The following is a 15,173-nucleotide window of genomic DNA, read 5'->3' as shown; positions in this document are numbered from 1 at the left end:
TGGCTGATGAATAGAGGGCTTTGATCTATCAAAAGTAAGTTGATTCAAAAGTTGGTGACGTTAGATTCTTAATGGGGATAACCGTCGCTGATCATTTTTATAGTAAACCAAAACTAAAAAACGCCTACTTCATCGTAGGCGTTTTTTATCTATATTCAAAGAAACACGTGTTATCGGTTAGCTCAGAATCAAACTATCATCGTCAACTTTCTCGCCGCGCGTTTGTTCAAACATATCGAGTAAATCATGCACTGTCATGCCTTGACGTTTATCACCAGCCACATCTAGCACCACTTGACCTTGATGTAGCATCACGGTACGCGTGCCATGAGCGAGCGCTTGCTGCATCGAGTGCGTGACCATCATGGTAGTAAGTTTATTGTCAGTGACAATTTTATCTGTTAGCTCTAAAACAAAAGCCGCCGTTTTAGGATCAAGCGCCGCAGTATGTTCATCAAGTAATAGAATCTTAGAAGGCTGTAGTGATGCCATCAATAGGCTAACGGCTTGGCGCTGACCACCAGATAACAGACCCATGCGGTCAGTCAAGCGATTTTCTAAGCCCAACTTTAATACTGACAATTTTTCGCGAAATAAGTCACGGTTATTTTGGTTTAGAGCAAAACTTAAACCACGTTTGCCACCGCGTTTATAGGCAAGCGCCATGTTTTCTTCGATGGTTAATGCTTCACAAGTTCCCGCCATTGGGTCTTGAAATACACGAGCCACCCAATGGGCACGCTGGTGCGCGGTCTTTTTGGTGACATCAATGCCATTTAACAAGATTGAGCCACTATCGACGCGAGTGGTACCACTAACCGCGTTTAAAAAGGTGGATTTGCCCGCGCCATTGGTTCCGATGACAGTGACAAATTCACCATCAGCGATATTGAGATTGATACCACGTAGGGCAGGGTTTTCAATAGGCGTTCCAGGATTAAAGGTCAACCGCAAATCTGTAGCTTGCATCATAATTATGATTCCTTATGGGTGCACATTGACATTAAGCCCGAACTTTACGACTTAAAAATTTATTTTTAGCTTTTGGCAATACCAATGCCAATACCACGAGTAGCGCCGTAATCAAGTTCAAATCTTGCGGACCAAAGCCAATACTGCGCAGGGTATCGCTCGATAGTGCCACTTGAATAAACAGCTTGTACAATACCGCACCGACGACCACCGCAAATGTAATCAGCCAAATGCGTTTAGCTGGAATAATCGTCTCACCGATGATGACCGCTGCCAAACCAATAACAATGGTACCGATACCAATTGAGATATCAGCGCCACCTTGGGTCTGTACAAACAGCGCGCCAGCTAAGGCAATCAAACCGTTAGAGATTGCCATACCAATGATGGTCATCCATGAAGTGTTGATGCCTTGTGCTTGTGCCATACGTAGGTTTGAGCCGGTTGCACGCATCGAAAGACCAGTTTCGGTACTATAAAACCAATTTAAAAATAACATGGCCAGTAGCACGACAATACCAATGATCAGGCAGCGCATCCAATAGCCATTGCCATCATTGACCAAAGTACTAAAGACAGTCGTTTCACCCAACAGTGGCAAGTTTGGCGCACCCATAATCCGCAAGTTGATAGAATAGAGCGCAACCATCACCAAGATACTGGCAAGGAGCTGCAAGATACCAAGCTTAACGTGCAACCAAGCAGTGACGATACCAGCCATTGACCCTGCTAGCATACTAAAGGCGCAAGCAAGCCAAGGATTGACACCAGCAACAATAGAGATACCAGCGACAGCGCCGCCTAACGGAAAACTACCGTCAGCGGTCAAGTCAGGGAAATCGAGGGTACGAAATGAGATAAGGACGCCAAGCGCCACTAGGCCATAAATCAGACCACTTTCAAGTGCACCAAAAAAAGCAATTAAAGACATAAGAGATCAGTAAGTCATAACCAAGTGTTTAGCGAACTATATACTACAAGCTGGAGACGAGTGGTATATAGCGTCATCTACAAGCCAAACACTTAGGCGGTGAATGTAACAGATTGTATAATCTGCAGCTAGGGTAAAGCGCAACCGATCACGGTCATAAATGATCATAATCTTTGCTTATTGAAAGCCTTTAAACAACAAGCCCAGCCTACTGAAACATAGCTGGGTTTTGTTTGTATAGTCAATGAAAATTAATATCGACACATTATGTACGGCTGGTATCAATTTTTCTTGCTTGCTGTGCCTTCGCAGACAGAGGCTACAAAAAATTTGTACCAGCAGTACCGTAGCGTTTTTAGGGTATTTTGACTATAGCAATAATTTGTACCAATAAATAGCAAGGTAAAGCCAATGTAGCCGATAATGAGGTCTTACTCAATCCACATTATCGGCTACTATTTATTTTATACTGATTATATAAAGGCAGTTATTCTACCACTTCTTTTGCTTTATCAATAACCGCTTGCGGTAAAGTAATACCTTGTTCTTTGGCATGTTTTGGGCTGACATATAAGTCAAGAACTTTTGGCGTATATACGGGAATTGCGCCTGCTTTTTCACCATTTAAGATACGTACCACGATTTTGCCAGTTTCACGACCAAGATCATAATAGTTGACGCCTAGTGCGGCAATGGCGCCGCGCTCAACTGAGCTGGTATCAGAGGCAATTAACGGAATCTTACTTTCTTTAGCGGCTTGGTATAGTGACTCGTAAGCTGAAACCACGTTATTGTCCGTTGAGGTATAGATCATATCGACCTTACCTTCTAGGCTACGTGCTGCCATCGCAATATCAGTACTACGCTGGGCAGGGGCTTCATGTACTTTGATGCCAAGTGGCGTCAGTTTTTCTTTTAGATTTTTTAGGATAATCGTTGAGTTGACTTCACCTGGGCTATAGACGTAGCCGACGTTTTTGAGACTAGGAATAATTTGGCGCATCAAGTCGATTTGTGGCTCATAAGGGAGCGCATCAGAACCACCAGTGACATTGGTGCCAGAACCGTCAAGCTTTGAGACCAGTTTGGCTTCAACCGGATCAGTAACTGCTGAGAATACCAATGGAATACTACTGGTTGCCGCCGCTACGGACTGTGCAGATGGGGTGCCAATAGCAATGATAACGTCTGAATTGTCGGCGACGAATTGCTTGGCAATCTGACCGGCAGTAGCGGTATTACCTTGAGCACTTTGGAAGTTGATTTTTAAGTTCTCGCCATCTTTAAAGCCAGCCTCGTTTAGCTCATCGATCACGCCTTTGCGTACGGCATCAAGGGCTGGATGTTCAACGATCGCAGTGATAGCAACCGTTTTCATTTCTGTTGTGGTATCGGCGCCCGCAGTACCATCAGTCGCGGTACCTTCTTTTGCCGGCTGATTACAACCAGTCAAAATAGCGGTACAAACACCGCCCCATAAAAGAGCTTTGGCAAAACGATTCTGATACAACATGGGTCTGACTCCTGAAAATAATAATGTGTCCGTACATTATATAAAAAATAAATAAAGGGTCTTGCGTACTGCGGTTATAAACAGTGCTTGTTATAAATTATAAGCTATCTACTGCGTATTTATTATTATCTGCCAGTTATTATTTGCTGGCAGTTTTTGCTTTTTCATCGACATTAATGGCATTTTTCAACAGCTCATCTGACAGTACTACGCCTTGCGTTTTAGCGTGTTTAGGGCTGACATAAAGCGTTAATTCGTTCATGACTTCAGGCTTAACATTACTGACTGCTTCACCATTTAAGATGCGATAGACCATCTTACCTGTCGTACGACCAAAGTCATAATCGTTGACGCCAAGTGCTGCGGTCGCGCCGCGTTGGACACTGAATTCATCAGAGGCAACGATAGGTAGCTTCAGCTCATTGGCAGCTTGTGCCATCGCTTCAAATGCTGAAGCAACATTATTATCAAATGAGGTATAAATGATATCCGCGCGACCCTGTAGGCTGCGTGTCGCCATACCGATATCAGTAGGGCGGTTGGCTGGAATGTCTAGTAACGACAGTCCTCGTGCTGGCAGCGCTTTTTTCAGCTCATCACGTAAGGATACAGAGTTGGCTTCACCAGGACTGTATACATAGCCAATGGTTTTGAGGTCAGGCTTGATTTTTTGTAGCAAATCTAGCTGCGGCTCTAATGGTAATTGGCTTGATAATCCGGTCAAATTGCTTTGAAAGGGTTTACCATTTGCAGTGATCAATTTGGCACCCAGTGGATCTGAGACTGCAGTATATATAATTGGTATGGTCGTGGTTGCAGAGACGATAGATTGTGCAGAGGGTGTTGAGATAGCAACGATGGCATCAGGATTGTCACCGACAAACTGCTTAGCAATTTGTCCTGCCGTTGCCGTATTGCCTTGCGCACTTTGAAAATTAACGGTTAGATTCTGACCTTCGACATAACCATTATCTGCCAGCTCATCGATGATACCGCGGCGCATATCATCCAGTGATGGGTGCTCAACGATTTGAGTGATTGCCAAGGTTTTGGCAGGTTTTTGAGCAGTATTGGCGCTGTCATCGGCGGTAGTCGCCGTGTCTGCAGGCTTAGAGCAAGCTGATAATCCAAGCACGGCGCTCATCGCAGCACCAAATAGGCTAAAGCGTAAAGTAGTAGCAAAAATCATTTTATAGTGGCTCATAGGTTAGAAAGTGCAGGTTACCCAAGTCAATGTTATGTAAATGCTGAGATAACGGGCTAACATCAAAGTAATCAATCTATTGATCATTATGTTCATATAATGACAGTAATATAACTTGTCGTAAATGTAACTTATCACAATAAAAAATTAAAGCGTATTCGTCGCAGGTGTTATTAAGACTGTTTTATTTGGTGAAATCATGATTAAAAAACATACAAACCAGCAACGCAGCCATTACGAACTCACTTTATAATTAACGTAAGCTAATTTTAATACGAAATTTATAGTGAGTCTAAAGTTAATAGCACTACTGTGTTGACGTGGTGGATGTTTAACAGACTCTAACATCTACTTAATCTTTCTCAAATGAATATTTTAAGGATGACATTATGAACACTGCTAATCTTAAGTTATTAACCATCGCCGGCATAACTGCCACCTCATTGATTTGTTTACCTGCTATTGCAAAAGAAGGTAACGGTCACGGCAATGGGCATGGCAAGGACAAATCTGCTTATGTCAGTAAAGACAAGTATGAACAAGTACAGCTCAAGCGTCACCAGTCGGAAAAATACAAATTCAAAAATGGCTATAGCAGCAACGCCCAACCCAACATTAACGCTTATCACCATGCCAATCCTAACGCTTCATTTAAGCGTGGTCTTGATAAATACGATTACCGAGTGGTCGGCCAGATAGACAGAGACATTTATGATCGTTCGGTAGTTTTAAACCGTAATGAAGACGGCTACGTTCGTATTCGCACGCCAGAAAATAAAGTTGTGACGGTGATTAATGATACGTTGCAGATTATCGATATTTTGACTAGATAAATGTAAAGCTTACTTTTTATCCACTCTTATAAATCAATTTTAAAAAAACGGTCTAAACAGACCGTTTTTTTATGGTTGTTCTTTATGGCTATCTGGGGTTTGCTGGACATTCACCACGTTAGCACAGTAGTGGTATGAACTTTAGACTCACTATAGTTAAAATATCTCAAAAACGCTACAGTACTGTTGGTATAAATTTTTTGCAGCCTCTGTCGGCTAGCTACAGCAAGCAAGGAAAAGTAATATCAGCAGTACTTGATGTATCGATATTACTTTTCCCTGACTATATAACTTTCGTATAAAAATTGGCTCAATCTGCGCTAATGAACGGGTAAATATTCTGATAATCCCTGCGTTCATTATGTTGATAAAGACAGTTTTTCTTACACAAATAGAGGCTCGACAAACCCTCACCTCATATTTTTAGGCCAACGTCGTCCCTATTTTAACATCATCAGCCAAGGTAATGACCGTTAGTCCAGTTTTTGGGTCACCAGCAGACAGTATCATGCCTTCCGAGATGCCAAATTTCATCTTACGCGGGGCAAGATTGGTCACGCAAATCACCTTTTTACCTTGTAGTTGCTCAGGCTCATAAAACTTACGAATACCACTGAATACGTTACGCGGCTTGTCTTCGCCAACATCTAAGGTAAATTGCAGCAATTTATCAGCGCCTTCGACATGGTTACAGGCTAAAACGTGCGCAACTTTCATCTCAACTTTGGCAAAGTCATCAATACCGATATAGTCTGTTTGCTCAGCATCTGTTGCTGCGGCAGGCTCGTTTTTTTCGAATAGTTTGCTATCTTTATTAGTAATTGACGTCTCTGTTTGCGTTAACGACGCTTTTGAGGCATCAACCATCGCTGCGATGTCTTTTTCCTCAATACGCTGCATGAGTGGCTTGAACTTATTGATTTTATGTCCAAGTAGCCACTCATTACGACTGGCAAAGCTTAAATTCTCAATGTTCAAAAACTCTCTAGCATTTTCAGTCAGCTCAGGCAGTACAGGCGCTAGATATACCATTAATTGGCGGAAGATATTGATTGCAACCGAGCAGACATCTTGAACTTCTTGCTCTGACCCTTCAACCTTGGCAAGTGCCCACGGTTTTTTCTCATCAATGTATTCATTGGCTTTATCGGCGCATTGCATGATTAGGCGCATGGCACGTGAAAACTCGCGATTTTCATAAGCGGCAGCAATCTCATCACCGGTTTTGGTAATATCTTCTAATAAACTTGGCTCAGCGCAGACCTCTGTGAGCATACCATCATATTTTTTGACCAAAAATCCAGCGCTACGACTGGCGATATTGACCACTTTACCGACCAAGTCAGAGTTGACCTTTTGCATAAAGTCTTCTAAATCAAGGTTGATATCCTCGACTTTGTCAGACAGCTTACTGGCGAAGTAATAACGCAAGTACTCAGGATGCAAATGCTCAGCATAAGTGTCGGCTTTAATAAAGGTGCCGCGTGACTTGCTCATCTTCTCGCCATTGACCATCAAGAAGCCATGAGCAAAGACGCCAGTTGGGGTACGCAGCTCACTACCAGCAAGCATTGCCGGCCAAAATAGCGCATGGAAGTAAACAATGTCTTTACCGATGAAGTGATACACTTCGGTTTTATGCTCGTTTTCTTGCGCCCAATAATGATCAAAATCAAGCGCATCATCGGTACCAGCGCGCTTATCGCACAAGTTCTTAAAGCTTGCCATATAGCCGACAGGCGCATCTAGCCAGACATAGAAGTATTTGTCTGGCTCATCACTTGGCGTATCAGGGATTTGAAAACCAAAGTAGGGCGCATCGCGTGAGATATCCCAGCTGGTAAGCCCAGCGTCAAACCATTCTTGCAGTTTATTGGCGACCGACGTTTGCAAACGATTGTCACTACGCGTCCAGTCTTTTAAGAATTGCTCAAACTCTGGTAAATCAAAGAAATAATGCTTTGAGGTTTTTAGAATAGGCGTCGCATTTGATAAGGTAGAGTGCGGATCTTTAAGCTCTGTCGCGTCATAAGTCGTACCGCAAACTTCACAGTTATCCCCATATTGATCAGCAGCGCCGCATTCAGGGCAGGTACCTTTAACAAAACGATCGGCTAAAAATAGCTGCTTTTCAGGGTCAAAAAGCTGCTCGACGTCACGGGTGGAGATATGACCGGCATCTCTAAGTCGACGATAAATCAGCTCAGAGAATTCTCGATTCTCTTCTGAATGGGTTGAATGATAATTGTCAAAATTAATCAAAAACTTGGCAAAATCGGCTTCATGAGCGGCTTGCACATTGGCAATTTGCTGTTCTGGCGTGACGCCATTGTCTTCGGCTTTGAGCATGATTGCAGTACCATGAGCATCATCCGCACAGACATAAGTCACCTTATGACCTTGCGCCTTCATCGATCGCACCCAAATATCCGTTTGGATATACTCTACAAGATGCCCCAAATGGATGTCACCATTGGCGTAGGGCAGCGCACTGGTTACTAGAATCTCACGCACTTTCATCACCTATATTTTTGTATAAACGGGTTGGTTATCAATAGAAATTGAAAAAGTGTGCCTATGATACCGTAATTCGGCTAAATTTGTGATATTCCTTATGAATTAATACGGTAATCAGCGCTATAGTTGATTCACTTTTAGAAGAGTACAGCGCTATTGGTATGAATTTTGCGCAGCCTTTGGGAACGCAGCACGCCAGTAAAATTTATACCAGTAGTGCGTTATAATTTAAGTGCCCTTCATTCATCGCGGTGTATATTCAGATGAAAATAAAAATGTTATGAAAATTTAAACGCGCTATTGGTATGAATTTTGCGCAGCCTCTGGGAACGCAGCACGCCAGTAAAATTTATACCAATAGCGCTATAACACTTTTGTAATAAACTCACTATATCATCAAAGTTAAACACCCTGAAACCTTATAAAGCGCTCATCAAAAAACCCGCCAAGCAAAAGCTTAGCGGGTTTTATAGTCAATTTAAAACAGTAGCACTGTCCCTTTTTTAAATTGAATTCATGACAGGCTTCACTAACTCAACCCAGTTAAAATGAACCAAATATCGTGCCCAAGGTAATGACAACGACGACAGCAATCAGTGGAATCACCATGGTGACCATTGCCAAGTTTAAATAGGACTGTTTATGCGTCAGACCACAAATCGCAAGCAAGGTAATGACCGCGCCACTATGTGGTAAGGTATCCAAACCGCCCGCTGCCATCACAGCCACTCGGTGCATCAGCTCTGGATCAATACCAGCAGCGACTGCCATTCTGAGATAGTCTTCACCCAAGGTAGATAGGGCGATACTCAAACCACCAGATGATGAGCCAGTAATACCAGCCAGCGTGGTCATAGCGACGGCTTCTGAGATGAGTGGATTGTCTGGTGTTAGGTTCAAGATACTATCACGAATGAGCAGAAAGCCTGCTAATGAGGCGATAACGGCACCATAGCCAACTTCTGATGCCGTATTAAAAATCGGCAACATCGAGTCATAAGTACCACGGTTAATGGTTTTTTGTAGGTTGGTCCAATGACCGAGACGCATGACGATTAGCACGATACAAGCTACAACCAATGAGAGGATAATCGACCATAGCCCAAGCGAGCCTGCGATATTCAAATCTGGAAACTGAGTCTGTAGACCACTAAAATCCATCGATGGGAAGATAAAATAGGTCAGTAAAGCATTCAAACTGATGACCAGTATCAGCGGAATCATCGCAACGGTGAATGAGGTATGATGCGTATTTAATACTTCAGTTTCTTGTTTGGCTGCCCCAACGCTGCCCACATTCTCTTCGTCATGTTGACCATAACCTTCGCCTGCAGCATTGGCTTTTCTGGCTCGTGATTGCAACCATAGCCAGCCACCGATAAACATCACCGTACCGCCAATAAGACCCAAGATAGGTGCGGCAAATACGTTGGTATTATAGTAAGGAATCGGAATAGCATTCTGAATGGCAGGCGTGCCGGGTAATGCAGTCATGGTAAAGGTGAACGAACCTAGTGCAATCGCTGCTGGAATCAAGCGCTTAGGAATATCAGCGGCTTTGAATAAATCTTTGGCGATTGGATAGATAGCAAATGCCACAACGAACAGTGATACACCGCCGTAGGTCAAAATACCACAAACTAAGATAACCGCCAAAATCGCTTTACTGGCGCCAAGCTTTTCGACCACGGTTTTGGCAATCGCTGTTGCCGCCCCAGAGTCTGCCATCAAACGCCCAAAGAGTGCGCCGAGTAAGAAAATGGGAAAGAATTTGAGTAGGAAGCCGCTCAATGCGCCCATGAATACATCGGTATAGGCAGGAATACTGCTTAAAAAATCACCTGAAAGTAGTACGGCTAAAGCAGCCATAATCGGCGCTAAAATCAGTACCGAATAACCGCGATACGCAAAGAACATCAAAAGTAATAAAGTAATGACAATAGCAAAGGTGCTAAACATGATCGCCCTCCTTGGCAAAATTAAGGCAGCGAGTATGCCCGGCATATCAATATCGGTCAATAAAATTAATCAAACGTAAGTCTGTCTTAAGACGATATTGTCCTACCGTATATGCTACTACTGCGCTGGCCTGTATGTTCTTGTTGTTATTCTCTTCTCGCTACGAGAATAATATGTTAACTTAGCATAAGAATCTTATAGATGATATATCGATAGAAATTGTATTAATATAGATATTGAGTAATATAACCTATTCATAATTATTAATGATAGAAGTTAATAACAAAAAATAGACTTGCAAGGAGATAAGCATGAGTCAATCAAAAGTGTATGACAGCGCTGAAGCGGCGCTAAAAGGTATCGTTAGCGATGGACAAACGCTTGCTATCGGTGGTTTTGGTCTATGCGGCATTCCGGAAGCGTTAATCGAAGCATTACGTGATAGTGGTGTTAAAGATTTGACCTGTATCAGTAATAACGCAGGAGTCGATGACTTTGGCTTGGGACTACTGTTACAGACGCGTCAGATTAAAAAAATGATCTCATCTTATGTGGGTGAAAATAAAGAGTTTGAGCGCCAATACTTGGCAGGCGAGTTAGACGTTGAGCTGACCCCGCAAGGTACATTAGCAGAAAAACTGCGTTCGGGTGGCGCTGGTATTCCGGCATTTTATACCGCAACCGGCGTCGGTACACTGGTCGCTGAAGGTAAAGAGACGCGTGATTTTGATGGTCGAACCTATGTGCTTGAACATTCATTGCGTGCTGATGTGGCATTGATCAAAGCGCAGAAAGCCGATAAAGCGGGTAACTTAATTTTTAATAAAACCGCTCGTAATTTTAATCCAGACTGTGCGATGGCAGGTAAGATAACCATTGTTGAAGTTGAAGAAATCGTAGAAACAGGTACCTTTGACCCTGATGAGATTCATTTGCCGGGTATCTTTGTGCAGCGTATCATCTTGAACAGCAATCCTGAAAAGCGTATCGAAAAAACCACCACTAAAGCAGTTGAAGGCGCTTAGAGCTGCAAAGAACTAATAAATAATCGAATTGATAATACTAGAATATCGTAAAAATTAAGGAAGTTACCATGGCATGGACAAGAGAGCAGATGGCACAGCGCGCTGCACAAGAGCTACAAGACGGTTATTATGTCAACTTAGGGATCGGTCTACCAACGCTAGTCGCCAATTATATCCCTAAAAACGTCGATGTCTGGCTACAGTCAGAAAATGGCTTGTTAGGTATTGGCGAGTTTCCGACCGAAGAAAACGTCGATGCAGATTTGATTAATGCGGGTAAACAAACTGTCACTACCGAATCGGGCGCCAGTTATTTTAGTAGTTCAGAGTCGTTTGCGATGATTCGTGGCGGTCACGTCAATCTTGCGATATTGGGCGCGATGGAAGTCTCAGAGCAGGGCGATTTGGCGAACTGGATGATTCCCAAAAAGATGGTCAAGGGTATGGGCGGTGCGATGGATTTGGTCGCAGGCGTGCAGCGTGTGATTGTATTGATGGAACAAGTAAATAAACACGGCGAGCCAAAAATCCTTGCCAATTGCGAGCTGCCATTGACAGGCAAAGGGGTCGTTGATCGCATTATTACTGAGCTTGCGGTACTTGATGTGACTGATAATGGTCTAAAGTTGGTTGAGCTGGCGGATGGTGTGAGCTTCGATGAGCTACAAGAGAAAACGCCAGTGACCATTCATCAATAAAAAGCGCATTAAGTATGGCTATGTATGCGCACCAATAAAGAGTAGATGCTCAATTTATCATTATTAAGGACAATTTATGGCGACCCACTTACAACAGGATTTGACCGGTAAAGTGGTATTAGTCACCGGTGCTGCCAGCGGTATCGGACGTGATATCGCTGAAACTTATGCCAAGGCAGGCGCTGCGGTCGGTATTGCCGATATCAATATTGAAGCGGCTCAGCAAACCGTTGATGCTATTGAAGCAGCAGGCGGGCGTGCCCTTGCAATTGCAATGGATGTGACGTCTGAAGCTGCTGTTAATGAGGGTGTTCAAAAATTGGTCGATACCTTTGGTGGTATTGATATTCTGGTGTCTAACGCTGGTATCCAAATCATTGACCCCATCAATAAGATGGCGTTTGATGATTGGAAAAAAATGCTCGCTATCCATCTCGATGGTGCGTTTTTGACCACCAAAGCTGCCATACAGCATATGTATAAAGAGGATAAAGGTGGTACCGTGATTTATATGGGCTCTGTGCACTCGCATGAAGCATCCATGTTTAAAGCGCCTTATGTCACTGCCAAACATGGTTTGCTTGGTCTATGCCGGGTATTAGCAAAAGAGGGCGCTGCCTACAATGTGCGCACGCATGTGATATGCCCAGGGTTTGTCAAAACACCTTTGGTCGAAAAACAAATCCCGCAGCAAGCGGCTGAAAAAGGCATCAGTGAAGCGTCCGTAGTAAATGACATCATGCTGGTCAATACCGTGGATAAAGAGTTCACCACTGTCGATGACATTGCTCAATTGGCTTTATTTTTAGCCGCATTTCCAAGCAATGTTTTTACCGGACAATCCATTGTCGCAAGCCACGGCTGGTTTATGAATTAAGGAATGACTTGGTCTTTTATAGTCAGTGAAAAGTAATATCGACACATTATGTACTGCTGGTATCAATTTTTCTTGCTTGCTGTGCCCATGCAGACAGAGGCTGCAAAAAATTTGTACCAGCAGTACCGTAGCGTTTTTAGAGTATTTTGACTATAGCTTCATAGGCATCAGCTTGCTAAAAAAGACCAATCGATTAGGATTTAGCTTTATATTGACCAGAGCCAATGATATTGGCTCTTTTTTATGAGCACTCGCTGGGCTATTTGCGGCGCACAGTAAAGTTAAGCTAAGCTATTGAAAAACAGAATTTTAAGCAAGCAATTGATGCGGTAAAGGCATTACGTCCTATTGATATTGTCGATATCATAGTATTGATTAAGCCCAAACTTGCTTGGCAGCTATTGGAGCAGCTGCCCAATCGCTCTAGGATATTTGCTTATGAGGAATGTACTGCTGGCGCTCTTATGAGCTCTGATGATGAGATATTAGCGGCTCAGATGACCGTGTCTGATGCACTAGATGTTCTGCGATTAGAGGCGCCGGATGCTCAAGCTATTTATCATACTTATGGGGTTGATGAGACGCGTCAGCTGCTAGGTGTGCTGATCTATTTGTTTATTTATTGCTTCTCAGTTTTTGTTTATTGGTTAAAGGGATTCATAAGTTAGTCATCAATTAACGGCATCGCAGGTTAGAGGTGTTACGCAAAACGCTGTCCTACTGGCATCATGGTTTTTTTATACTTGCAATTGCGCTACACTAATACGATAAAAGGTTTGGCTAAAAAGTTTATGGCTTCTGTCGTTAATTATTCACGTTATAGTATGAATAATACTTTTTAGCATACCAACCCACTTGTATAGGCAGTCACGGTCGCTATGTTTAACTTTATGAATAAAAAACCCACCGCACAAACGGAAAGTCCAGAGCAGAAAGCGGCGCTTGATACCGCTGTTGATATAGTATTGCTCGGTTATCAGGTTGGTGATAGCAGTATTGCCATGATGGTCACGGGTCTTGAGCGCAGTGGTAATCAGCTCACATTAGACTTACGCCTACCACCTGAAAGCGATCCTGAAACCATTCAGAAAGAGCTTGGTCAGCTATTGCAGCCGCATGGCATTCAAACCATTCATATGAATGTAAGGATACCAGCGCCGATGAAAGGTGCGGGTTCAAGCTTGCCAAAAGCAATGCCAAAAACCACCAATGCGATGAACAGTCAAAGTAATCCTGGCGCCAAGACTAATAATAATGCAGTAAATGCTGAACCACCCATCACTAAGCCGGCTCCAACCCAAGCATCATTGTCCGCTCATCCGCGTATTCGTCATATCATTGTCGTCGCTTCTGGTAAAGGCGGCGTGGGTAAATCAACCACCACGGTCAATATCGCCTTGGCATTACAAAAGCTCGGTAATCGTGTCGGGGTATTGGATGCTGATATCTATGGTCCCAGTATGCCAGCGATGCTAGGTGTGGCTGGTGTCAAACCTGAGCTTGAAAATGAACAGTTTGTGCCTATCAATGCGCATGGACTGGCGATGTTATCGATTGGTAGCTTACTTGGTGGTGACAATACACCTGTCGCCTGGCGTGGTCCAAAAGCCACCGGTGCGTTGATGCAGCTATACAATCAAACCAATTGGCCACAGTTAGATTACTTAGTGATTGATATGCCGCCAGGTACCGGTGATATCCAGCTCACGCTTGCTCAGCGTATTCCGATGACGGGCGCTGTTATTGTGACGACACCGCAGCATATTGCGTTACTTGATGCCCAAAAAGGCATTGAGATGTTCAACAAAACCAATATCCCTGTGCTTGGCGTGGTTGAAAACATGGCGCTGCACACTTGTAGCAATTGCAATCATACCGAAGCCATCTTTGGTACGGGCGGCGGCGAAAAAATCGCTGAGCAATATCAAGTGCCGCTACTAGGACAGCTACCGTTGGCAAGTGCTATCCGTGCACAGGTAGATAAAGGTGAGCCAAGCGTCTTAGTTGATGATGATTTTGCATCCTACTATCTAAGCATTGCTAAAAATATCGAAACCAATATTAACAAGTTTGCTAAACCAGCTGATGATAAGCGTATTTTTTAATAACGAATCTTTAATGCTAAGAGTCGCAGCGTTTTAATGTTTAATGGGCTATGGTTTGCTATTATAAAATAGTAGCAAACTATTTTAATGTCCTATAAAAAATAGCTAATACCTAGGTGTAAATTTGGCTAGGTTAGCCATGGCTATGAATCAAAATCGCAACGGACAAGATCCGAAGCGCCTATCCAGTGGTATCAAGCCCATCGTTCTCAGTTAGCTTGTTCAAAACGGTCAACCTACCTATTGGGTCTTTGCTAAAGCTCAAAACATCCACTATCTTGACTATTATCGCCTTCTTATATTAGAAAAATCTTTCCCCAATTGGCGTAAACATCTAAAAGTCAATCAATGCTGTTTTACGCAAATTATTGAGTTATAGTTAAAATATCTCAAAAACGCTACAGTGCTGCTGGTATAAATTTTTTGCAGCCTCTGTCTGCTAGCTACAGCAAGCAAGAAAAATTAATATCAGCAGTACTTGATGTATCGATATTACTTTTCTCTGACTATACCTTATCGAATCTGTTTGGTATTGGCGA

At 43.2% G+C, this 15,173-nt stretch carries 12 protein-coding genes; 6 read left to right on the top strand and 6 right to left on the bottom strand.

All coding sequences use genetic code 11. From position 1 onward, the window contains the following. Positions 1–177 precede the first annotated feature (177 nt). The 4 genes from JMW90_RS01285 to JMW90_RS01270 form a co-directional block, all read right to left on the bottom strand. On the bottom strand, positions 178–972 hold the full coding sequence (locus tag JMW90_RS01285; RefSeq protein WP_201561322.1) for an ABC transporter ATP-binding protein: 795 nt from the start codon (positions 970–972) through the stop codon (positions 178–180). A gap of 31 nt (positions 973–1,003) precedes the next feature. Then, a complete protein-coding gene (locus JMW90_RS01280) occupies positions 1,004–1,903 on the bottom strand; it encodes an ABC transporter permease (protein WP_201561321.1) in 900 nt (299 codons plus the stop codon). A gap of 487 nt (positions 1,904–2,390) precedes the next feature. Further along, the gene (locus JMW90_RS01275; RefSeq protein ID WP_201561320.1) at positions 2,391–3,416 is read right to left on the bottom strand and encodes an ABC transporter substrate-binding protein; all 1,026 of its coding nucleotides are present in this window, start codon (positions 3,414–3,416) and stop codon (positions 2,391–2,393) included. A 139-nt stretch (positions 3,417–3,555) separates the two neighbouring features. Next, positions 3,556–4,605, bottom strand: coding sequence for an ABC transporter substrate-binding protein (locus JMW90_RS01270; RefSeq protein WP_201561319.1), 1,050 nt, complete (start codon positions 4,603–4,605; stop codon positions 3,556–3,558). A gap of 404 nt (positions 4,606–5,009) precedes the next feature. On the opposite strand from JMW90_RS01270, the gene JMW90_RS01265 reads away from it, so the two are divergent. Next, the gene (locus JMW90_RS01265) at positions 5,010–5,453 is read left to right on the top strand and encodes a hypothetical protein (RefSeq protein ID WP_201561318.1); all 444 of its coding nucleotides are present in this window, start codon (positions 5,010–5,012) and stop codon (positions 5,451–5,453) included. Positions 5,454–5,876: 423 nt separating this feature from the next. Here JMW90_RS01265 and metG read toward each other — a convergent pair whose 3' ends face one another. After that, positions 5,877–7,973 (bottom strand): methionine--tRNA ligase, encoded by a 2,097-nt coding sequence (gene metG / locus JMW90_RS01260; protein ID WP_201561317.1) that lies wholly within the window; start codon positions 7,971–7,973, stop codon positions 5,877–5,879. 540 nt (positions 7,974–8,513) lie between these two features. Further along, complete coding sequence (locus tag JMW90_RS01255; protein WP_201561316.1) at positions 8,514–9,929, bottom strand: GntP family permease; 1,416 nt, start codon at positions 9,927–9,929, stop codon at positions 8,514–8,516. A 311-nt stretch (positions 9,930–10,240) separates the two neighbouring features. Here JMW90_RS01255 and JMW90_RS01250 point away from each other — a divergent pair, with 311 nt between their 5' ends. The 5 genes from JMW90_RS01250 to apbC all read left to right on the top strand — a co-directional run bounded on the left by JMW90_RS01250 (position 10,241) and on the right by apbC (position 14,634). Next, positions 10,241–10,954, top strand: coding sequence for a CoA transferase subunit A (locus tag JMW90_RS01250; protein WP_201561315.1), 714 nt, complete (start codon positions 10,241–10,243; stop codon positions 10,952–10,954). Between the two features lie 68 nt (positions 10,955–11,022). Then, positions 11,023–11,652, top strand: a complete 630-nt coding sequence (locus JMW90_RS01245; protein ID WP_201561314.1) for a CoA transferase subunit B — start codon at positions 11,023–11,025, stop codon at positions 11,650–11,652. Positions 11,653–11,728: 76 nt separating this feature from the next. Further along, complete coding sequence (locus JMW90_RS01240; protein ID WP_201561313.1) at positions 11,729–12,529, top strand: 3-hydroxybutyrate dehydrogenase; 801 nt, start codon at positions 11,729–11,731, stop codon at positions 12,527–12,529. Between the two features lie 371 nt (positions 12,530–12,900). Next, complete coding sequence (locus tag JMW90_RS01235) at positions 12,901–13,197, top strand: CBS domain-containing protein (RefSeq protein ID WP_201561312.1); 297 nt, start codon at positions 12,901–12,903, stop codon at positions 13,195–13,197. A 210-nt stretch (positions 13,198–13,407) separates the two neighbouring features. Then, positions 13,408–14,634 carry an iron-sulfur cluster carrier protein ApbC gene (gene apbC / locus JMW90_RS01230; RefSeq protein WP_201561311.1) on the top strand — a complete coding sequence of 409 codons (1,227 nt, stop codon included), beginning with the start codon at positions 13,408–13,410 and terminating at the stop codon, positions 14,632–14,634. The last annotated feature ends 539 nt before the right edge of the window (positions 14,635–15,173 follow it).

The organism is Psychrobacter glacincola, from assembly GCF_904846215.1.
Lineage (GTDB): Bacteria > Pseudomonadota > Gammaproteobacteria > Pseudomonadales > Moraxellaceae > Psychrobacter > Psychrobacter glacincola.
This window is presented reverse-complemented; position numbering and strand designations above follow the sequence as displayed.

Bases quoted from the DNA above. Each gene is read 5' to 3' on its own strand.
- JMW90_RS01255 (WP_201561316.1), bottom strand. From the start codon at position 9,929: ATGTTTAGCACCTTTGCTATTGTCATTACTTTATTACTTTTGATGTTC.
- JMW90_RS01250 (WP_201561315.1), top strand. From the start codon at position 10,241: ATGAGTCAATCAAAAGTGTATGACAGCGCTGAAGCGGCGCTAAAAGGT.
- JMW90_RS01265 (WP_201561318.1), top strand. From the start codon at position 5,010: ATGAACACTGCTAATCTTAAGTTATTAACCATCGCCGGCATAACTGCC.
- apbC (WP_201561311.1), top strand. From the start codon at position 13,408: ATGTTTAACTTTATGAATAAAAAACCCACCGCACAAACGGAAAGTCCA.
- JMW90_RS01240 (WP_201561313.1), top strand. From the start codon at position 11,729: ATGGCGACCCACTTACAACAGGATTTGACCGGTAAAGTGGTATTAGTC.
- JMW90_RS01275 (WP_201561320.1), bottom strand. From the start codon at position 3,416: ATGTTGTATCAGAATCGTTTTGCCAAAGCTCTTTTATGGGGCGGTGTT.
- metG (WP_201561317.1), bottom strand. From the start codon at position 7,973: ATGAAAGTGCGTGAGATTCTAGTAACCAGTGCGCTGCCCTACGCCAAT.
- JMW90_RS01280 (WP_201561321.1), bottom strand. From the start codon at position 1,903: ATGTCTTTAATTGCTTTTTTTGGTGCACTTGAAAGTGGTCTGATTTAT.
- JMW90_RS01270 (WP_201561319.1), bottom strand. From the start codon at position 4,605: ATGATTTTTGCTACTACTTTACGCTTTAGCCTATTTGGTGCTGCGATG.
- JMW90_RS01245 (WP_201561314.1), top strand. From the start codon at position 11,023: ATGGCATGGACAAGAGAGCAGATGGCACAGCGCGCTGCACAAGAGCTA.
- JMW90_RS01285 (WP_201561322.1), bottom strand. From the start codon at position 972: ATGATGCAAGCTACAGATTTGCGGTTGACCTTTAATCCTGGAACGCCT.